18 protein-coding genes are annotated in these 20,235 nt (G+C 57.0%); 16 read left to right on the forward strand and 2 right to left on the reverse strand.

Annotated features, from left to right (window positions below; translation table 11 throughout):
• The first annotated feature begins 21 nt into the window (after nucleotides 1-21).
• The 8 genes from nuoG to nuoN all read left to right on the forward strand — a co-directional run bounded on the left by nuoG (nucleotide 22) and on the right by nuoN (nucleotide 10,051).
• Nucleotides 22-2,748, forward strand: a complete 2,727-nt coding sequence (gene nuoG, locus OLG56_RS07260; RefSeq protein ID WP_001528469.1) for an NADH-quinone oxidoreductase subunit NuoG — start codon at nucleotides 22-24, stop codon at nucleotides 2,746-2,748.
• Nucleotides 2,745-3,722, forward strand: coding sequence for an NADH-quinone oxidoreductase subunit NuoH (gene nuoH / locus OLG56_RS07265; RefSeq protein WP_000118515.1), 978 nt, complete (start codon nucleotides 2,745-2,747; stop codon nucleotides 3,720-3,722). Before nuoG ends, nuoH begins: the two co-directional genes overlap by 4 nt.
• 14 nt (nucleotides 3,723-3,736) lie before the next feature.
• Nucleotides 3,737-4,279, forward strand: a complete 543-nt coding sequence (gene nuoI, locus OLG56_RS07270; protein WP_000172747.1) for an NADH-quinone oxidoreductase subunit NuoI — start codon at nucleotides 3,737-3,739, stop codon at nucleotides 4,277-4,279.
• 10 nt (nucleotides 4,280-4,289) lie between these two features.
• Entirely contained in the window at nucleotides 4,290-4,844 is a 555-nt protein-coding gene (gene nuoJ / locus OLG56_RS07275) for an NADH-quinone oxidoreductase subunit J (protein ID WP_000393522.1), read from the forward strand.
• Nucleotides 4,841-5,143 carry an NADH-quinone oxidoreductase subunit NuoK gene (gene nuoK, locus OLG56_RS07280; protein WP_000612687.1) on the forward strand — a complete coding sequence of 101 codons (303 nt, stop codon included), beginning with the start codon at nucleotides 4,841-4,843 and terminating at the stop codon, nucleotides 5,141-5,143. The genes nuoJ and nuoK overlap by 4 nt, the downstream gene beginning before the upstream one ends.
• Nucleotides 5,140-6,981 (forward strand): NADH-quinone oxidoreductase subunit L, encoded by a 1,842-nt coding sequence (gene nuoL / locus OLG56_RS07285; protein ID WP_001056581.1) that lies wholly within the window; start codon nucleotides 5,140-5,142, stop codon nucleotides 6,979-6,981. The genes nuoK and nuoL overlap by 4 nt, the downstream gene beginning before the upstream one ends.
• Before the next feature lie 76 nt (nucleotides 6,982-7,057).
• On the forward strand, nucleotides 7,058-8,587 hold the full coding sequence (nuoM, locus tag OLG56_RS07290) for an NADH-quinone oxidoreductase subunit M (protein ID WP_000926430.1): 1,530 nt from the start codon (nucleotides 7,058-7,060) through the stop codon (nucleotides 8,585-8,587).
• Between the two features lie 6 nt (nucleotides 8,588-8,593).
• The gene (gene nuoN, locus OLG56_RS07295; protein WP_000156669.1) at nucleotides 8,594-10,051 is read left to right on the forward strand and encodes an NADH-quinone oxidoreductase subunit NuoN; all 1,458 of its coding nucleotides are present in this window, start codon (nucleotides 8,594-8,596) and stop codon (nucleotides 10,049-10,051) included.
• Between the two features lie 140 nt (nucleotides 10,052-10,191).
• Here nuoN and OLG56_RS07300 read toward each other — a convergent pair whose 3' ends face one another.
• Complete coding sequence (locus OLG56_RS07300; protein ID WP_000368564.1) at nucleotides 10,192-11,196, reverse strand: chemotaxis protein; 1,005 nt, start codon at nucleotides 11,194-11,196, stop codon at nucleotides 10,192-10,194.
• Between the two features lie 65 nt (nucleotides 11,197-11,261).
• The gene (rbn, locus tag OLG56_RS07305; protein ID WP_061377307.1) at nucleotides 11,262-12,179 is read right to left on the reverse strand and encodes a ribonuclease BN; all 918 of its coding nucleotides are present in this window, start codon (nucleotides 12,177-12,179) and stop codon (nucleotides 11,262-11,264) included.
• A gap of 60 nt (nucleotides 12,180-12,239) precedes the next feature.
• Between rbn and OLG56_RS07310 the strand changes: the two genes are divergently transcribed.
• From OLG56_RS07310 to menE, 8 genes are all read left to right on the forward strand, one after another.
• On the forward strand, nucleotides 12,240-12,701 hold the full coding sequence (locus OLG56_RS07310; protein ID WP_000568156.1) for a GNAT family N-acetyltransferase: 462 nt from the start codon (nucleotides 12,240-12,242) through the stop codon (nucleotides 12,699-12,701).
• Nucleotides 12,702-12,755: 54 nt separating this feature from the next.
• Complete coding sequence (gene elaB, locus OLG56_RS07315; protein WP_061377308.1) at nucleotides 12,756-13,061, forward strand: stress response protein ElaB; 306 nt, start codon at nucleotides 12,756-12,758, stop codon at nucleotides 13,059-13,061.
• 101 nt (nucleotides 13,062-13,162) lie between these two features.
• Nucleotides 13,163-14,458 carry an isochorismate synthase MenF gene (menF, locus tag OLG56_RS07320; protein ID WP_000555675.1) on the forward strand — a complete coding sequence of 432 codons (1,296 nt, stop codon included), beginning with the start codon at nucleotides 13,163-13,165 and terminating at the stop codon, nucleotides 14,456-14,458.
• A gap of 85 nt (nucleotides 14,459-14,543) precedes the next feature.
• Nucleotides 14,544-16,214 carry a 2-succinyl-5-enolpyruvyl-6-hydroxy-3-cyclohexene-1-carboxylic-acid synthase gene (gene menD, locus OLG56_RS07325; protein WP_000116398.1) on the forward strand — a complete coding sequence of 557 codons (1,671 nt, stop codon included), beginning with the start codon at nucleotides 14,544-14,546 and terminating at the stop codon, nucleotides 16,212-16,214.
• Nucleotides 16,211-16,969: a 2-succinyl-6-hydroxy-2,4-cyclohexadiene-1-carboxylate synthase gene (gene menH / locus OLG56_RS07330; RefSeq protein WP_000979134.1), complete on the forward strand. Its 759-nt coding sequence runs from the start codon at nucleotides 16,211-16,213 to the stop codon at nucleotides 16,967-16,969. The genes menD and menH overlap by 4 nt, the downstream gene beginning before the upstream one ends.
• Before the next feature lie 14 nt (nucleotides 16,970-16,983).
• Nucleotides 16,984-17,841 (forward strand): 1,4-dihydroxy-2-naphthoyl-CoA synthase, encoded by an 858-nt coding sequence (menB, locus tag OLG56_RS07335; RefSeq protein ID WP_000640013.1) that lies wholly within the window; start codon nucleotides 16,984-16,986, stop codon nucleotides 17,839-17,841.
• On the forward strand, nucleotides 17,841-18,803 hold the full coding sequence (gene menC / locus OLG56_RS07340) for an o-succinylbenzoate synthase (protein ID WP_001255555.1): 963 nt from the start codon (nucleotides 17,841-17,843) through the stop codon (nucleotides 18,801-18,803). Before menB ends, menC begins: the two co-directional genes overlap by 1 nt.
• A complete protein-coding gene (menE, locus tag OLG56_RS07345) occupies nucleotides 18,800-20,167 on the forward strand; it encodes an o-succinylbenzoate--CoA ligase (RefSeq protein ID WP_023233018.1) in 1,368 nt (455 codons plus the stop codon). Before menC ends, menE begins: the two co-directional genes overlap by 4 nt.
• Nucleotides 20,168-20,235: the final 68 nt, after the last annotated feature.

Raw genomic sequence — 20,235 nt, forward strand, 5'->3', positions numbered from 1 at the left:
TTTTAATTTGGAAGCATGCTAATGGCTACGATTCATGTAGACGGCAAAGAATACGAGGTCAACGGCGCGGACAACCTGCTACAGGCATGTCTGTCCCTGGGCCTTGATATTCCGTATTTTTGCTGGCACCCGGCGCTGGGAAGCGTCGGTGCTTGCCGCCAGTGTGCGGTGAAGCAATACCAAAACGCGGAAGATACGCGTGGTCGCCTGGTGATGTCCTGTATGACGCCAGCCACCGACGGTACCTTTATCTCTATTGACGACGAAGAAGCGAAACAGTTCCGTGAAAGCGTGGTGGAGTGGCTGATGACTAACCACCCGCACGACTGTCCGGTCTGTGAAGAGGGCGGTAACTGCCATCTTCAGGATATGACCGTGATGACGGGTCACAGTTTCCGCCGCTACCGTTTCACCAAACGTACCCACCGCAACCAGGATCTGGGGCCGTTCATCTCGCACGAAATGAACCGCTGCATCGCCTGCTACCGTTGTGTGCGTTACTACAAAGATTATGCCGACGGCACCGATCTGGGCGTCTATGGCGCGCATGACAACGTCTACTTCGGGCGTCCGGAAGACGGTACGCTGGAAAGCGAATTCTCCGGTAACCTGGTCGAGATTTGCCCGACCGGCGTCTTCACCGATAAAACGCATTCCGAGCGTTACAACCGTAAATGGGACATGCAGTTTGCGCCGAGCATCTGCCAGCAGTGTTCCATCGGCTGTAACATCAGCCCGGGCGAGCGCTATGGCGAATTACGCCGTATCGAAAACCGTTACAACGGTACCGTTAACCACTACTTCCTCTGCGACCGCGGTCGTTTCGGCTATGGCTATGTGAACCTGAAAGACCGTCCGCGTCAGCCGGTTCAGCGCCGTGGCGATGACTTTATTACTCTCAACGCCGAGCAGGCGATGCAGGGCGCGGCGGATATTCTGCGCCAGTCGAAGAAAGTGATCGGTATCGGTTCGCCACGCGCCAGCATTGAGAGCAACTTTGCGCTGCGTGAGCTGGTTGGTGCGGAAAACTTCTACACCGGTATCGCGCGCGGCGAGCAGGAACGTCTGCAACTGGCGCTGAAAGTGCTGCGTGAAGGCGGAATTTACACCCCGGCGCTGCGGGAGATCGAATCTTATGACGCGGTACTGGTATTGGGCGAAGACGTTACTCAGACCGGCGCGCGCGTTGCGCTGGCGGTACGCCAGGCGGTGAAAGGTAAAGCGCGTGAAATGGCGGCGGCGCAGAAAGTGGCCGACTGGCAGATTGCGGCCATCCTTAACATCGGCCAGCGTGCCAAACATCCGCTGTTCGTGACCAACGTGGACGGCACCCGTCTGGATGATATCGCCGCCTGGACCTATCGCGCGCCGGTGGAAGATCAGGCGCGCCTGGGCTTTGCGATTGCTCATGCGCTGGACAATACAGCGCCTGCGGTTGACGGTATCGACAGCGACTTACAAAACAAAATTGATGTCATTGTGCAGGCGTTGGCCGGCGCGAAAAAACCGCTGATTATCTCCGGCACTAACGCCGGTAGCAGTGAGGTGATTCAGGCGGCCGCCAACGTGGCGAAAGCGCTGAAAGGCCGTGGCGCCGACGTCGGTATTACTATGATTGCTCGTTCCGTGAACAGCATGGGGCTGGGTATGATGGGCGGCGGTTCGCTTGATGATGCGTTGGGCGAGCTGGAAACCGGCAGTGCGGACGCGGTGGTGGTGCTGGAAAACGATCTCCACCGTCATGCAAGCGCTACGCGCGTGAACGCTGCGCTCGCCAAAGCGCCGCTGGTGATGGTGGTTGACCATCAGCGCACGGCGATTATGGAAAACGCGCATCTGGTGCTTTCCGCGGCAAGCTTCGCCGAAAGCGATGGTACGGTCATCAACAACGAAGGGCGCGCGCAGCGCTTCTTCCAGGTTTATGATCCGGCCTACTACGATAACAAGACGATTATGCTGGAAAGCTGGCGCTGGCTGCATTCACTGCACAGCACCGTCGAAAACCGCGAAGTGGACTGGACTCAGCTTGACCACGTGATCGACGCGGTCATTGCCGCCATGCCGCAATTTGCCGGTATTAAAGACGCCGCGCCGGATGCGACCTTCCGCATTCGTGGGCAGAAGCTGGCGCGCGAACCGCATCGTTACAGCGGTCGTACCGCAATGCGCGCCAATATCAGCGTGCACGAACCACGTCAGCCGCAGGATAAAGACACCATGTTCGCCTTCTCAATGGAAGGGAATAACCAACCGACTGCCCCGCGATCTGAAATTCCGTTCGCCTGGGCACCGGGCTGGAACTCCCCGCAGGCGTGGAACAAATTCCAGGATGAAGTGGGCGGCAAACTGCGTCACGGCGATCCGGGCGTGCGTTTGATTGAAGCGACTGAGGGCGGTCTGGATTATTTCACTACCGTGCCGGCAAGCTTCCAGGCGCAGGACGGTCAGTGGCGTATTGCGCCGTATTACCACCTGTTTGGCAGCGACGAATTGTCTCAGCGTTCTCCGGTCTTCCAGAGCCGTATGCCGCAGCCGTATATCAAACTTAACCCGGCGGATGCCGCGAAGTTGGGCGTCAATGCCGGGACGCGCGTCTCCTTTAGCTACGATGGCAATACGGTGACGCTGCCGGTTGAAATCTCTGAAGGGTTAGCGGCAGGGCAGGTAGGGCTGCCGATGGGTATGCCTGGCATCGCGCCGGTTCTGGCTGGCGCGCGTCTTGAGGATCTGCGGGAGGCGCAACAATGAGTTGGATTACACCGGATCTGATTGAGATCCTGCTGAGCATTCTCAAAGCGGTGGTGATTCTGCTGGTGGTCGTCACCTGCGGGGCCTTCATGAGCTTTGGCGAACGTCGTCTGCTGGGTCTGTTCCAGAACCGTTATGGACCAAACCGCGTTGGCTGGGGCGGCTCGCTCCAGCTGGTCGCGGACATGATCAAGATGTTCTTTAAAGAAGACTGGATCCCGAAATTCTCGGATCGCGTCATCTTTACCCTGGCGCCGATGATCGCGTTTACTTCGCTGCTGCTCTCCTTCGCCATTGTGCCGGTTAGCCCTAATTGGGTGGTGGCCGATTTAAACATCGGGATTTTGTTCTTCCTGATGATGGCCGGTCTGGCGGTTTACGCGGTGCTGTTCGCCGGTTGGTCGAGCAACAACAAATACTCGCTGCTGGGCGCGATGCGCGCGTCTGCCCAGACGGTGAGCTACGAAGTGTTCCTTGGTCTTTCCCTGATGGGCGTGGTGGCGCAGGCCGGTTCATTTAATATGACCGATATCGTCAATAACCAGGCGCATCTGTGGAACGTGATTCCGCAATTCTTTGGGTTTGTTACTTTCGCCATCGCGGGCGTAGCGGTCTGTCACCGTCACCCGTTTGACCAGCCGGAAGCCGAGCAGGAACTGGCGGACGGTTACCACATCGAATATTCCGGTATGAAATTCGGTCTGTTCTTTGTGGGGGAGTACATCGGCATCGTCACCGTTTCCGCGCTGATGGTAACGTTGTTCTTCGGTGGCTGGCATGGCCCGTTCTTACCGCCATTCGTCTGGTTCGCGCTGAAAACCGCGTTCTTCATGATGATGTTCATTTTGATTCGTGCGTCGTTACCGCGTCCGCGTTATGACCAGGTAATGTCCTTCGGCTGGAAAGTTTGCCTGCCGCTGACGCTCATCAACTTGCTGGTAACGGCGGCTGTCATTCTGTGGCAGGCGCAATAAGGGACACAAAGACCATGACCTTAAAAGAATTATTAGTAGGTTTCGGCACTCAGGTACGCAGTATCTGGATGATCGGCCTGCATGCGTTCGCCAAACGCGAAACGCGGATGTATCCGGAAGAGCCGGTCTATTTACCGCCCCGTTACCGTGGCCGTATCGTGCTCACGCGCGACCCGGACGGTGAAGAGCGCTGCGTTGCCTGTAACCTGTGTGCGGTAGCCTGTCCGGTAGGCTGTATCTCTCTGCAAAAAGCGGAGACCAAAGATGGCCGCTGGTATCCGGAATTTTTCCGCATTAACTTCTCACGCTGCATCTTCTGCGGCCTGTGCGAAGAAGCGTGCCCGACCACGGCGATTCAGTTGACCCCGGACTTCGAACTGGGCGAATACAAACGTCAGGATCTGGTGTACGAAAAAGAGGATCTGCTGATTTCCGGTCCGGGCAAATACCCGGAATATAACTTCTACCGGATGGCGGGTATGGCAATCGACGGCAAAGATAAAGGCGAAGCAGAGAACGAAGCCAAGCCTATCGACGTCAAGAGCCTGTTACCGTAAGGAGAGGGCAATGGAATTCGCTTTTTATATCTGTGGCCTGATAGCCATCCTCGCGACCCTGCGAGTGATCACCCATACCAATCCGGTACACGCGCTGTTGTATCTGGTGATATCGCTACTGGCGATTTCCGGGGTGTTCTTTTCGCTGGGCGCTTATTTTGCCGGTGCGCTGGAAATTATCGTCTACGCAGGCGCCATCATGGTGCTGTTTGTGTTCGTGGTGATGATGCTCAACCTCGGCGGCAGCGAAATCGAACAGGAACGCCAGTGGCTGAAGCCGCAGGTGTGGATTGGTCCGGCGGTTTTGTCGGCCATTATGCTGGCGGTCATTGTGTACGCCATTCTGGGCGTTAACGACCAGGGCATCGACGGCACGCCGATTAGCGCGAAAGCGGTGGGCATTACGCTGTTCGGGCCTTATGTTCTGGCGGTCGAACTGGCGTCGATGCTGCTGCTGGCAGGCCTGGTGGTGGCGTTCCACGTCGGTCGTGAAGAGCGTGCGGGCGAAGTGCTAAGCAACCGCGCCGATGACCGCGCGAAAAGAAAAACGGAGGAGCGCGCATGATCCCCTTAACACACGGACTGATCCTCGCTGCGATTTTATTCGTCCTGGGTTTAACCGGTCTGGTTATCCGCCGCAATCTGCTGTTTATGCTGATCGGGCTGGAAATCATGATTAACGCCTCCGCGCTGGCCTTTGTGGTCGCCGGGAGCTACTGGGGCCAGACCGATGGTCAGGTGATGTACATTCTCGCCATCAGCCTTGCGGCTGCGGAAGCGAGTATTGGACTTGCGCTGTTGCTGCAACTCCATCGCCGTCGCCAGAACCTGAACATCGATTCAGTAAGTGAGATGCGTGGATGAACATGCTTGCCTTAACCATTATTCTGCCATTGATTGGCTTTGTACTGCTGGCGTTCTCTCGCGGACGCTGGTCGGAAAATCTCTCCGCGACCATTGGCGTGGGTTCCGTTGGTCTGGCGGCGTTGGTGACAGCGTTTGTCGGGATGGATTTCTTCGCCAACGGCAAACAGGCGTTCAGCCAGCCGCTGTGGACGTGGATGTCGGTCGGTAACTTCAACATCGGTTTTAACCTGGTGCTGGACGGCCTGTCGCTGACCATGCTCTCTGTGGTCACCGGCGTCGGCTTCCTGATCCACATGTTCGCGTCCTGGTACATGCGTGGAGAAGAGGGTTACTCCCGCTTCTTCGCTTATACCAACCTGTTTATCGCCAGCATGGTTGTTCTGGTGCTGTCCGATAACCTGCTGTTGATGTACCTCGGCTGGGAAGGCGTGGGCCTGTGCTCTTATCTGTTGATCGGCTTCTATTACAGCGATCCGAAGAATGGCGCAGCGGCAATGAAAGCCTTCGTGGTGACCCGTGTCGGTGACGTATTCCTCGCCTTCGCGCTGTTCATCCTCTACAACGAACTGGGCACGCTGAACTTCCGCGAAATGGTCGAGCTGGCGCCAGCGCACTTTGCTGACGGCAACAACATGCTGATGTGGGCGACGCTGATGCTGCTGGGCGGCGCGGTCGGTAAATCTGCGCAGCTTCCGTTGCAGACCTGGCTTGCCGACGCGATGGCCGGCCCGACGCCGGTCTCCGCGCTGATCCACGCCGCTACCATGGTGACCGCCGGTGTCTACCTGATCGCTCGTACCCATGGTTTGTTCCTGATGACCCCGGAAATTCTGCATCTGGTGGGCATTATCGGGGCGATTACGTTGGTCATGGCGGGTTTCGCCGCGCTGGTGCAGACCGACATCAAACGCGTGCTGGCCTATTCCACCATGAGCCAGATTGGCTACATGTTCCTGGCGCTCGGCGTACAGGCGTGGGATGCGGCAATTTTCCACCTGATGACGCACGCCTTCTTTAAAGCGCTGTTGTTCCTGGCGTCCGGCTCGGTCATTCTGGCCTGCCATCACGAACAGAACATCTTTAAGATGGGCGGTCTGCGTAAGTCGATTCCACTGGTGTATGCCTGCTTCCTGGTGGGGGGCGCGGCGCTGTCGGCGCTGCCGCTGGTCACTGCGGGCTTCTTCAGTAAGGATGAGATCCTGGCTGGCGCGATGGCGAACGGTCATATCAATCTGATGGTGGCGGGTCTGGTCGGCGCGTTCATGACCTCCCTGTACACCTTCCGGATGATTTTCATCGTCTTCCACGGTAAAGAACAAATTCACGCTCATGCAGGGAAGGGGATTACCCACCATCTGCCGCTGATTGTCCTGATGATTCTGTCTACCTTTGTTGGCGCGCTGATTGTGCCGCCGCTGCAGGGAGTGCTGCCGCAGACAACTGAACTGGCGCATGGTCGCGTCATGACGCTGGAAATTACCTCTGGCGTAGTAGCGATTGCCGGCATCCTGATTGCCGCATGGCTGTGGCTGGGTAAACGCACGCTGGTGACGTCGATCGCCAACAGCGCGCCGGGCCGTCTGCTGGGGACCTGGTGGTATAACGCCTGGGGCTTTGACTGGCTGTACGACAAAGTATTCGTCAAGCCATTCCTCGGTATCGCCTGGCTGCTGAAGCGCGACCCGCTTAATGCGTTGATGAACATTCCGGCTATCCTTTCCCGTTTTGCAGGCAAAGGCCTGGTACTGAGCGAGAACGGTTATTTGCGCTGGTATGTGGCATCCATGAGCATCGGCGCTGTCGTTGTGCTGGCACTGTTGATGGCACTGCGTTGATCGTAAAGTGAATTTTATCCAAATTCGTTGAAAATCAGGCCTCTGTCAGAGGCCTTAAAAAGGAATAAAAATCGCCATGTTACTACCCTGGCTAATATTGATTCCCTTTATCGGCGGCTTTCTGTGCTGGCAGACCGAACGCTTTGGCGTGAAGGTGCCGCGCTGGATAGCGCTGATTACCATGGGGCTGACGCTGGCGCTCGGTCTGCAATTGTGGTTGCAGGGCGGCTACTCACTGACGCAATCCGCCGGTATTCCACAGTGGCAATCTGAATTTGTCCTGCCGTGGATCCCGCGTTTTGGCATCTCTATCCATCTGGCGCTCGACGGACTGTCGCTGCTAATGGTGGTGCTGACCGGCCTGCTCGGCGTTCTGGCGGTGCTTTGCTCCTGGCGAGAAATCGAAAAATATCAGGGCTTCTTCCACCTGAACCTGATGTGGATCTTAGGCGGCGTTATCGGCGTGTTCCTGGCTATCGACATGTTCCTGTTCTTCTTCTTCTGGGAAATGATGCTGGTGCCGATGTACTTCCTGATAGCGCTGTGGGGGCATAAAGCTTCTGACGGGAAAACGCGTATCACGGCGGCAACCAAGTTCTTCATTTATACCCAGGCGAGTGGTCTGGTGATGTTGATTGCCATCCTGGCGCTGGTCTTTGTGCACTACAACGCGACCGGCGTGTGGACTTTCAACTATGAAGAGCTGCTGAACACGCCGATGTCCCACGGTGTGGAATATCTGCTGATGCTGGGCTTCTTCATCGCCTTCGCGGTGAAAATGCCGGTGGTGCCGCTGCATGGCTGGCTGCCAGATGCGCACTCCCAGGCGCCGACCGCCGGTTCCGTCGACCTGGCCGGTATCTTGCTGAAAACCGCCGCTTACGGTCTGCTGCGTTTCTCCCTACCATTGTTCCCGAACGCGTCGGCGGAGTTTGCGCCCATCGCCATGTGGCTGGGCGTTATCGGCATTTTCTACGGCGCGTGGATGGCCTTTACCCAATACGACATCAAGCGCCTGATTGCCTATACCTCCGTTTCCCACATGGGCTTCGTGCTGATCGCTATCTACACCGGCAGCCAACTGGCGTACCAGGGCGCGGTGATTCAGATGATTGCGCACGGTTTGTCCGCAGCCGGTCTGTTCATTCTGTGTGGCCAGTTGTACGAACGTCTGCATACGCGTGACATGCGTATGATGGGCGGCCTGTGGGGCAAGATGAAGTGGTTGCCTGCGCTCTCCATGTTCTTTGCGGTGGCGACGCTCGGGATGCCGGGCACCGGTAACTTTGTCGGCGAATTTATGATTCTGTTCGGCAGCTACCAGGTGGTGCCGGTGATTACCGTTATCTCCACCTTTGGGTTGGTATTCGCCTCTGTATACTCGCTGGCGATGCTGCATCGCGCTTACTTTGGTAAAGCGAAGAGCCAGATTGCCAGCCAGGAACTGCCAGGGATGTCGCTGCGCGAGCTGTTTATCATTCTGTTGCTGGTGGTGCTTCTGGTACTGCTTGGCTTCTATCCGCAGCCGATTCTGGATACCTCGCATTCTGCGATGAGCAACATCCAGCAGTGGTTTGTTAATTCTGTTACTACTACAAGGCCGTAAATCGCCATGACAATAACTCCACAACACCTGATTGCGCTGCTACCGCTGCTGATCGTCGGCTTGACGGTGGTGGTTGTGATGCTCTCCATTGCGTGGCGACGCAATCACTTCCTCAATGCCACGCTGTCGGTCATTGGGCTTAACGCTGCTCTGGTTTCGCTTTGGTTTGTCGGCCAGGCCGGGGCAATGGACGTCACGCCGCTGATGCGCGTTGACGGCTTTGCGATGCTCTACACCGGGCTGGTGCTGCTGGCGAGCCTCGCCACCTGCACCTTTGCCTACCCGTGGCTGGAAGGCTATAACGATAACCAGGAAGAGTTCTACCTGCTGGTGTTAATCGCCAGCCTGGGGGGAATTCTGCTGGCGAACGCCAACCACCTGGCGGCGCTGTTCCTCGGTATTGAACTGATCTCGCTGCCGCTGTTCGGCCTGATTGGTTATGCTTTCCGCCAGAAGCGCTCGCTGGAAGCCAGTATCAAATACACCATCCTCTCCGCCGCCGCCTCGTCTTTCCTGCTGTTCGGGATGGCGCTGGTCTATGCGCAGTCCGGCAACCTGTCTTTCGAAGCGCTCGGTAAGAGCCTCGGCGATGGTATGCTGCACGAGCCGTTGCTGCTGGCGGGCTTTGGCCTGATGATTGTCGGTCTGGGCTTTAAACTCTCTCTGGTGCCGTTCCACCTGTGGACGCCAGACGTATACCAGGGCGCGCCTGCGCCGGTTTCCACCTTCCTGGCGACGGCGAGCAAAATCGCTATCTTCGGCGTGGTGATGCGTCTGTTCCTCTATGCGCCGGTAGGCGACAGCGAAGCGGTACGCGTGGTGCTGGGCATTATCGCCTTTGCCTCTATCATCTTTGGTAACCTGATGGCGCTGAGCCAGACCAACATCAAACGTCTGCTCGGTTACTCTTCTATCTCTCACCTCGGCTACTTGCTGGTGGCGCTGATTGCCCTGCAGAGCGGCGAGATGTCGATGGAAGCGGTTGGCGTTTACCTGGCCGGTTATCTGTTCAGCAGCCTCGGCGCGTTTGGCGTGGTCAGCCTGATGTCCAGCCCGTTCCGCGGCCCGGATGCCGATTCCCTGTACTCTTACCGTGGTCTGTTCTGGCACCGTCCGGTTCTTGCCGCGGTGATGACGGTGATGATGCTGTCGCTGGCAGGTATCCCGATGACGCTGGGCTTTATCGGCAAATTCTACGTGCTGGCGGTCGGCGTTCAGGCCAGCCTGTGGTGGCTGGTCGCCGCCGTGGTGGTGGGTTCCGCGATTGGTTTGTACTACTACCTGCGTGTTGCGGTGAGTCTCTACCTGCACGCGCCGCAGCAACCGGGACGCGACGCGCCGACAAACTGGCAGTACAGCGCGGGTGGGATCGTGGTGCTGATCTCCGCGTTGCTGGTGTTGGTACTGGGCGTCTGGCCGCAGCCGCTGATTAGCCTTGTGCAGTTAGCGACGCCGTTGATGTAAACAATAAGTAAAAACGAAAAACCCGCTTCACGAAGCGGGTTTTTTATTATCTGATGTAATGCGTTGAAATAACTATGGATTGTAGGCCGGATAAGGCGCTTGCGCCGCCATCCGGCAGGTAAGGTCTCAGCGACCGGAATTTAACTTAGCAACTGCCGGCTTACCAACGGGCCGCTGACGTTTTGCGCCGCGCGCTCCATCACTTCCTGTATCACTGAAGAGAGTTCATTGATTTCAAATTTGGCGACGTAGCCGTCGGCCTTCACCTTACGCACATGATCTTCGTTGGCGCTGCCGGAAAGGGAAGAGTGAATAACGACCGGGATCTTTTTCAGCCGTTCATCGGTTTTAATTTTACGCGTTAACGTAAAGCCATCCATTTCCGGCATCTCAAGATCTGTCAGAACCAGCGCGATTTTCTCGCTAATTGGCTTACCTTCGGCCTCCGCTTCCTGCGCCAGTTGCTGGATTCTCTCCCATGCATCCTTGCCGGTCACATGCATCTGATGCGGAATTCCCATTGCGTTCAGCCCTTTTTCCAGCATCGCGCGGGCGACTTTGGAGTCTTCCGCCACAATGGCTACCGCGCCTGGGGTAATATAAAATTTATTGGTCTTCAGATTGGTGGCGCGCAGATCGTGGCTGGAGGGGACAATATCATAAAGGATCTGCTCAACGTCGAGCACCAGCGCCAGGTTGTTGGTTTCTTTGTTGTCATCCAGGCAGGCAATACTGGTGATGTAGCGACCGTTGACGGCTTTCTCGGCGGTATGCACCTGCTGCCAGTCAAGACGCATAATATTTTCCACCGACTCGACGGCAAATGCCTGTACGCTGCGCGCATATTCGGTGATCAGCAAAATATTCAGCCCGGTTTCCGGCTTGCAGCCCGCTACCGCTGGCAAATCAATCACCGGAATGACCTGATCCCGAATATTGACCATGCCCAATAGCGGCGCTTTCATGCCTGCCGGGCGCGTAAAGGCGGGCATCGGTACGATTTCGCGCAGCTTAAATACATTGATGCCGAACAGCTCTGACTTCTGTTCATGCAGCGATGTACCAAGACGGAATAACAGCAGCTCAAAACGGTTTGACAGGGTTAAATTGGCCCTGTCATCAATATCTTTCTGAAAATTGTCCATCCTCACCTCATTATGAAAGCCTGCCTTTTTTAGTGTTATCGGCAATGAGGACAAAAAATGGAGCGCTAAACCGGGAAAACAGAAAAATCGTAAGCCAGTTCCGTCTCCGGGAAAATAGCGCGGCATTCCGCCAGTAAGCGCTGACAGCCTTTATCGTCATAGCGTGAGCTAATATGGGTCATGATCAGCCGACCGACGTCAGCTTCCCGCGCCAGCGTCGCGGTTTGACGGGTGGAGCTGTGTCCGCGAGCGTTGGCTTTCTCCTCCATTGACGCATCCAGCGTGGTTTCATGTACCATCACATCCACGCCTTGCGCCAGCGCGAGGGCGGCCTCGCAGGGCGCGGTATCGCCGAAAATCGCCACTGATTTCCCGGCCACGGCGGGAGCAAGGTAGTCGGCGCCATTGATCTGCCTTCCATCGGCAAGCGTGACGGTTTTTCCTGCCTTCAACGCCTGAAACAGCGGGCCGGGCGTAACGCCTGCGGCTTTTAACGCCCTGGCATTCAGCGCGCCAGGCTTGTCATGTTCAACAACGCGATATCCGTAGCACTCCAGTGGATGCTCCAGCCTGAACGCGGTCACTTTACGCAGACCGTCGTCAAGAATATCGCCTGCGCTAATTTCTTCAATTTGCAACGGAAAATCGGTCCATGAACCGCTAAGGCGCAGTGTGGTTGCAATAAACTCACGCACGCCTTGAGGCCCGTATACGGTTAGCGGATGGGGGTTCCCCGCCATCGACCGGCTGCATAGCAGACCCGGCAGGCCAAACAGATGATCGCCGTGAAGATGGCTGATAAAAATGCGCTCAAGCTTACCGGGATGAAACGCGGTATTAAGCATTTGATGCTGTGTCCCTTCGCCGCAATCAAAAAGCCATACTCCCGGCTGCGTTGGATGTTGCAGATGTAATAAAATTGCCGTTACATTGCGTGAGCGCGTGGGAACGCCTGCGGACGTACCTAAAAAAATTAATTCCATCTTGTCCATACACGTTTGGTTATCGTTTAACCCAAGATTACCACAACACAGGAGCGCATCATGATTGACTGGCAGGATCTCCACCATAGCGAACTTACCGTTCCTCAACTTTACGCGTTACTCAAATTGCGCTGCGCGGTCTTTGTGGTAGAACAGCGCTGTCCTTACCTGGATGTGGATGGCGATGATTTAGTCGGCGACAATCGGCATATTCTGGGCTGGCATCAGGATGAACTGGTGGCGTATGCGAGGATTCTGAAAAGCGATAACGAATCAGACCCGGTTGTCATTGGCCGGGTGATCGTCAGCGATGCCTGGCGAGGGGCGAAACTGGGCCAGCAATTAATGGCGAAAACGCTGGAATCTTGTGGGCGGCGCTGGCCGGATAAGCCGCTATATCTGGGGGCGCAGGCGCATCTACAACCTTTTTATGCGCGGTTTGGTTTTATTCCGGTTACCGATGTTTATGACGAAGACGGCATTCCGCACCGGGGAATGGCGCGGGAGGTTCATCAGGCATAAACCGAAACCGTTGACTATAGTTAGGAGCAGGTGTTAACACAACGGAGAATGAGAATGTCATATCAATTTGGTGAATCACGTGTTGATGATGATCTGACTTTGCTCAGCGAAACGCTGGAAGAGATTTTACGTTCCTCAGGCGATCCCGCCGATCAAAAATACATTGAGCTGAAAGCCCGCGCGGAACAAGCGCTGGAAGAGGTGAAAAACCGCGTAAGCCATGCGTCGGATAGCTATTATTACCGGGCAAAGCAGGCCGTTTATAAAGCGGATGGCTACGTTCATGAAAAACCCTGGCAGGGTATTGGCGTAGGCGCGGCGGTAGGACTGGTACTTGGACTGCTGCTGGCGCGGCGCTAAATCCCTCCCACTGAACAGAATTGCAACCCTCCCTAAATGAGGTACTGCTTTTTTAGGGCAGTACCCCGTATAATGTGGGGTTTTTAACAGGGAGGGTCCGCGTGCATTCTATTACTACTGCGCTGGAAAATCTGACGCGTCAGCTATCGCAAGAGATACCGGCGACGCCAGGGCTTTGCGTTTTCGATGCGCCTTTCCCTTTAAACGATGCCTTCGATGCATTGAGCTGGCTGGCCAGCCAGTCATCCTTTCCGCAATTCTACTGGCAACAGCGCAATGGCGACGAAGAAGCTGCCGTTCTCGGGGCAATCACCGTCTTTTCATCGCTCGATCTGGCGCAACGGTTTTTACGTCAGCACGCGCAGCCTGACCTGCGTATTTGGGGGCTGAATGCGTTCGAGCCGAAAGAGGGCTACTTATTGCTGCCGCGGCTGGAGTGGCGACGTAGCGGTGGTACGGCGACCTTACGCTTACATCTGCACAGTGACGTTTCGCTACGCGATGATGCGCGCCAGGCGAAAGCGTTTCTCGCTTCTCTGGTCGGTATTAAGCCTGTTCCGGCGCTGCGCCTTTCGCTCACGAGCGAACAGCACTGGCCGGACAAAGACGGTTGGGTGAAGCTGATTCAGCAGGCCACCCACACCATTGCGCAAGAGGCGTTTGATAAAGTTGTGCTGGCGCGGGCCACCGACTTACAATTCTCCCGTCCGGTCAATGCCGCCGCGATGATGGCGTCCAGTCGTCGTTTAAATCTCAACTGCTACCACTTTTTTATGGCCTTTTCCGCCGATACCGCCTTTCTGGGATCATCGCCGGAGCGGCTCTGGCGGCGGCGTGAAACGGCGCTACGTACCGAAGCGCTGGCCGGGACGGTGGCGAACCATCCGGATAACCATAAAGCCTGGCAGCTTGGCGAATGGTTAATGAAAGACGATAAAAACCAGCGAGAAAATATGCTGGTTGTCGAAGACATCTGCCAGCGACTGCAAAACTGCACCCACTCGCTGGATGTGCTGCCGCCGCAGGTGCTCAGACTGCGCAAGGTACAGCATTTGCGCCGCTGTATCTGGACGGCGCTTAATCAGGCGGACGACACGCTCTGCCTGCACCAGTTACAGCCTACCGCAGCGGTCGCGGGGATCCCTCGTGAACCCGCGCGTTGTTTTATAGAACAACATGAGCCGTTCGAACGTGAATGGTATGCCGGGTCGGCAGGCTATCTCTCCACGCGGCAAAGTGAGTTTTGCGTGACGTTACGTTCAGCCAAAGTGACGGCCAATGTGGTGCGATTGTATGCCGGCGCGGGAATCGTCCGCGGCTCCGATCCGGAACAGGAATGGCAGGAAATAGATAATAAAGCGGCCGGGTTACGTACCTTATTGCAGATGGATGTGTAATGAGTCACATATTCCCGACCCATATCAATAATCCATTTTTGCAGCTCTTTATACTTAGTCCCAATGATTGATACCGGACAAACTCATGTCAGTAAGTGCATTTAACCGGCGCTGGGCGGCGGTCATCCTGGAAGCCTTAACCCGTCATGGCGTCAGGCATGTTTGTATCGCCCCTGGTTCCCGTTCCACGCCGCTCACGTTGGCGGCGGCAGAGAATCCTGCTTTTATTCACCATACGCACTTTGATGAGCGTGGGCTTGGTCATCTGGCGTTAGGGCTGGCGAAAGTCAGCCAACAGCCGGTTGCCGTTATTGTCACTTCAGGTACCGCCGTGGCGAACCTCTATCCGGCCTTGATTGAGGCGGGGCTGACGGGCGAGAAGCTTATTTTACTTACCGCCGATCGCCCGCCGGAGCTGATTGACTGCGGCGCCAACCAGGCGATCCGTCAGGCGGGGATGTTTTCCTCGCACCCCTCCCAAACTCTGTCGTTGCCGCGTCCCACGCAGGATATTCCGGCGCGCTGGCTGGTGTCGACCATCGATAATGCGCTCGCCATGCTTCATGCGGGCGCTCTGCACATTAACTGTCCTTTTGCCGAACCGCTGTATGGCGATATGAATGACACCGGCCTGGTCTGGCAGCAGCGTCTCGGCGACTGGTGGCAGGATGAAAAACCCTGGCTGCGCGAAGCGCGTCGACTGGCAAGCGACAAACAGCGCGACTGGTTCTTCTGGCGACAAAAACGCGGCGTCGTCGTCGCCGGGCGTATGAGCGCGGAAGAAGGCAAAAAAGTGGCGCAGTGGGCGCAAACTCTGGGATGGCCATTAATTGGCGACGTATTGTCGCAAACCGGGCAGCCGCTGCCGTGCGCCGACCTGTGGCTCGGCAACGCCAAAGCGGTGACCGAACTGCAGCAGGCGCAAATTGTCGTCCAGCTTGGCAGTAGCCTTACCGGAAAACGCTTACTGCAATGGCAGGCAACCTGCGAGCCGGAAGAGTATTGGGTAATCGACAATATTGAAGGTCGTCTGGACCCGGCGCACCATCGTGGACGCAGACTGATAGCGAAAATCGCCGACTGGCTGGAGATGCATCCGGCGGAAAAACGTAAACCGTGGTGTGTAGAGATCCCGCGTCTGGCGGAACTGGCGTGGCAACGGGTGGTCGCGCAGCGAGACACCTTTGGCGAAGCACAGCTGGCGCACCGTATCCGCGACTATCTGCCGGAGCAGGGGCAATTGTTCGTGGGCAATAGTCTGGTGGTGCGTCTGATCGACGCGCTGTCGCAGTTGCCGGCTGGCTATCCGGTATACAGCAATCGCGGGGCGAGCGGCATTGACGGCCTGCTTTCCACAGCGGCGGGCGTGCAGCGCGCCAGCGCCAAATCGACGCTGGCTATCGTCGGCGATTTATCCGCGCTGTACGATCTTAACGCGCTGGCGTTACTACGTCAGGTATCCGCGCCGTTTGTGTTGATTGTGGTCAACAATAACGGCGGGCAGATCTTTTCCCTGCTGCCGACGCCGCAAAGCAAACGTGAGCGCTTTTATTTGATGCCGCAAAACGTCCATTTTGACCATGCGGCCGCCATGTTTAACCTGCGCTATCATCGCCCGGAAAACTGGGAAGAACTGGAGTCTGCGCTGGCTGGCGCGTGGCGAACCCCGGCGACGACGGTGATTGAGCTGGTGGTAAACGATACGGACGGCGCGCAGACGTTGCAGCAACTTTTGGCTCAGGTAAGCCATCTATGATGTTGCACGCGCAGCACATGCCCGGACAGCCTGGGGCGCCCTCGCTGGTTTTCCTGCACGGTTTTTCTGGCGATTGCCGTGAATGGCAGCCGGTTGGCGAACAGTTTCACGGCTGTTCGCGGCTCTATATTGACTTACCGGGACATGGCGGATCTGCGGCTATTCCGGTCGGCGGATTTGCCGATGTCATCAGATTACTGCGCGCTACGTTAATTAGTTACAACATACTAAAGTTCTGGTTGGTGGGATACTCTCTTGGAGGCCGGGTGGCGATGATGGCAGCCTGCCAGGGAATACCAGGCCTGTGCGGCCTGGTGGTCGAAGGCGGTCATCCGGGGCTGCAAAATGAACAGGCGCGCGCTGAAAGACGATTGTCCGACGGGCGCTGGGCAGAGCGTTTTCGTCGTGAACCCCTGACTGAGGTTTTTCACGACTGGTATCAGCAGCCGGTGTTCGCCTCGCTGACGGCGCAGCAAAGGCAGGCGCTGACGGCGCTGCGTAGCCAGAATAACGGCGAAACGCTGGCTGCGATGCTGGAGGCGACATCGCTTGCCGCCCAGCCGGATTTACGCGAGGCGCTCAACGCGCTGGCATTTCCGTTTTATTATTTATGTGGCGAACGCGACAGCAAATTCCGCGCCCTGGCGCAGGAAGTGGCGGCGACATGCCATGTTATTCGTAACGCCGGACACAACGCGCATCGGGAAAACCCCGCTGGCGTGGTAGACAGTCTGGCTCAGATTCTGCGTCTCTGACTAAAGGACACACTATGATCTATCCTGATGAAACAATGCTTTACGCACCGGTAGAATGGCACGACTGCTCGGAGGGTTACACCGACATTCGTTATGAAAAATCCACCGACGGTATTGCAAAAATCACTATTAATCGTCCGCAGGTGCGCAATGCATTTCGTCCGTTGACCGTCAAAGAGATGATTCAGGCGCTGGCGGATGCCCGTTACGACGACAACGTGGGCGTGATTATTCTGACCGGCGAAGGCGATAAAGCGTTTTGCGCGGGCGGCGACCAGAAGGTGCGCGGCGATTACGGCGGTTATCAGGATGACTCCGGCGTGCATCACCTGAACGTGCTGGATTTCCAGCGCCAGATTCGCACCTGTCCAAAACCGGTTGTCGCGATGGTCGCGGGGTATTCCATCGGCGGTGGTCATGTGCTGCACATGATGTGCGACCTGACCATCGCGGCGGAAAACGCCATCTTCGGCCAGACCGGTCCGAAAGTCGGCTCCTTTGACGGCGGCTGGGGCGCTTCATATATGGCGCGTATCGTTGGTCAGAAGAAAGCGCGTGAAATCTGGTTCCTGTGCCGCCAGTACGATGCGCAACAGGCGCTGGATATGGGCCTGGTCAACACCGTTGTGCCGCTGGCGGATCTGGAAAAAGAGACCGTGCGCTGGTGCCGCGAAATGTTGCAAAACAGTCCGATGGCGCTGCGTTGCCTGAAAGCGGCGCTGAATGCCGATTGTGACGGTCAGGCGGGTCTACAGGAGCTGGCGGGCAACGCTACCATGCTGTTCTACATGACCGAAGAAGGGCAGGAAGGCCGTAACGCCTTTAACCAGAAGCGTCAGCCTGACTTCAGCAAATTCAAACGGAACCCATAATGCGTAGCGCGCAGGTATACCGCTGGCAGATCCCCATGGACGCGGGGGTGGTTCTGCGCGACAGGCGGTTAAAAACTCGCGACGGGCTGTATGTTTGTCTGCGTGACGGCGAGCGTGAAGGGTGGGGAGAGATCTCTCCGCTGCCGGGGTTCAGTCAGGAAACGTGGGAAGAGGCGCAGACGGCGCTCCTGACATGGGTGAACGACTGGCTTCAGGGGAGCGAGGGATTACCGGAGATGCCTTCGGTCGCGTTTGGTGCAAGCTGCGCGCTGGCGGAACTGACTGGCGTCTTGCCGGAGGCGGCGGACTATCGCGCCGCGCCGTTATGCACTGGCGATCCTGACGATTTGGTGCTGCGGCTTGCCGATATGCCCGGTGAGAAAATCGCTAAGGTCAAAGTGGGTCTCTATGAAGCGGTACGTGACGGCATGGTGGTTAATTTGCTGCTGGAGGCGATCCCGGATCTGCATCTGCGTCTGGATGCGAATCGCGCCTGGACGCCGCTAAAAGCCCAACAGTTCGCAAAGTATGTTAATCCGGACTACCGCGCTCGTATCGCCTTTCTCGAAGAACCGTGTAAGGCGCGGGATGATTCCCGCGCCTTTGCCCGTGAAACCGGTATCGCGATTGCCTGGGACGAAAGTCTGCGCGAAGCGGATTTCACCTTTGAAGCCGAAGAGGGCGTCAAGGCTGTGGTTATCAAACCTACGCTGACCGGATCGCTTGATAAAGTGCGTGAGCAAGTCGCCGCCGCCCATGCGTTGGGACTGACGGCGGTCATCAGCTCTTCGATCGAGTCCAGCCTCGGCCTGACGCAACTGGCGCGGATTGCCGCCTGGTTGACGCCGGGAACGCTGCCTGGACTGGATACCTTGCATCTGATGCAGGCGCAACAGGTTCGCCCCTGGCCTGGTAGCGCGTTGCCTTGTCTGAAGCGTGATGAGCTGGAACGACTGTTATGACATTCACGGACTGGCCGTGGCGCCACTGGCGTCAGGTTCGCAGTCAGGCGCCCGCTCTGCGCCTGAACGATGAAGTGCTAAGCTGGCGCGCCCTCTGTGAGCGTATTGATGCGCTGGCGGATGGGTTTGCCGCGCAGGGCGTACGGGAGGGCGACGGTGTCCTGCTGCGCGCCGGGAATCAGCCGCGCACTCTGTTGGCATGGCTTGCGCTGATGCAGTGCGGCGCGCGGGTTCTGCCCGTCAACCCGCAGTTGCCCCAGACGTTGCTGGAGGCGCTGGTGCCGAAGTTAACGCTGCGTTTTGCGCTGACACTGGAAGGCGAAAACGTATTTTCCGGGTTAACCGCGTTGCAGATACAAAATAGCACAGCGGCGTATGCCGTGGCCTGGCAATCGCAGCGTCTGGTTTCCATGACGCTGACATCGGGTTCCACAGGATTGCCAAAAGCGGCTGTACATACGTGCCAGGCGCATCTTGCCAGCGCGCAGGGAGTGCTTTCGCTAATGCCGTTTGACCCTCAGGATGACTGGCTGCTATCGCTGCCGCTGTTTCATGTATCCGGGCAGGGTATTATGTGGCGTTGGCTCTTCGCCGGGGCGCGCATGACGGTACGCGATAAGCAACCGCTGGAGCAGATGCTGGCAGGGTGTACTCATGCTTCGCTGGTGCCGACGCAGCTATGGCGGCTGCTGGCGAATCGGGCGGCGGTGACGCTGAAAGCCGTTTTGCTCGGCGGCGCGGTGATTCCGGTTGAACTCACCGACCAGGCCAGCAAACAAGGGATTCGTTGCTGGTGCGGGTATGGGCTCACGGAGTTCGCGTCTACGGTATGCGCCAAAGAGGCCGATGGTTCGGATGATGTTGGCGCGCCGCTCCCCGGAAGAGAGATCAGGATCGTCGATAATGAAGTCTGGCTGCGCGCCGCCAGTATGGCGGAAGGTTACTGGCGTGATGGCAAACTGATCCCGCTGGTTAATGACGAGGGCTGGTTTGCCACGCGCGATCGCGGCGAGCTGAACCACGGCAGGCTAACCATCGCCGGGCGGCTGGACAACCTGTTCTTTAGCGGCGGCGAAGGCATTCAGCCGGAGGAAGTCGAACGCGTTATTAACGCGCATCCGCTGGTGCAACAAGCCTTCGTCGTGCCGGTAGAAGATAAAGAGTTTGGTCATCGTCCCGTTGCGGTTGTGGAGTATGCATCGCAGGCCGGAGACGTGAACCTCGCTGAATGGGTCCGTGATAAGCTGGCGCGTTTTCAACAGCCGGTTCGCTGGTTGACGCTGCCGTCAGAACTGAAAAACGGAGGGATTAAAATATCTCGCCGTGCGCTCCAGCAGTGGGTGTGTGAGAGCTGTAAAAATTAATGTTAGGTTAATATACAACCATTCCATCGCTATTGCCGTTTTGTTTATCCGTTGATGTGTAACGTGTT

The sequence above is a fragment of the Salmonella sp. 2018103 genome (genome assembly GCF_026247685.1).
Lineage (GTDB): Bacteria > Pseudomonadota > Gammaproteobacteria > Enterobacterales > Enterobacteriaceae > Salmonella > Salmonella enterica.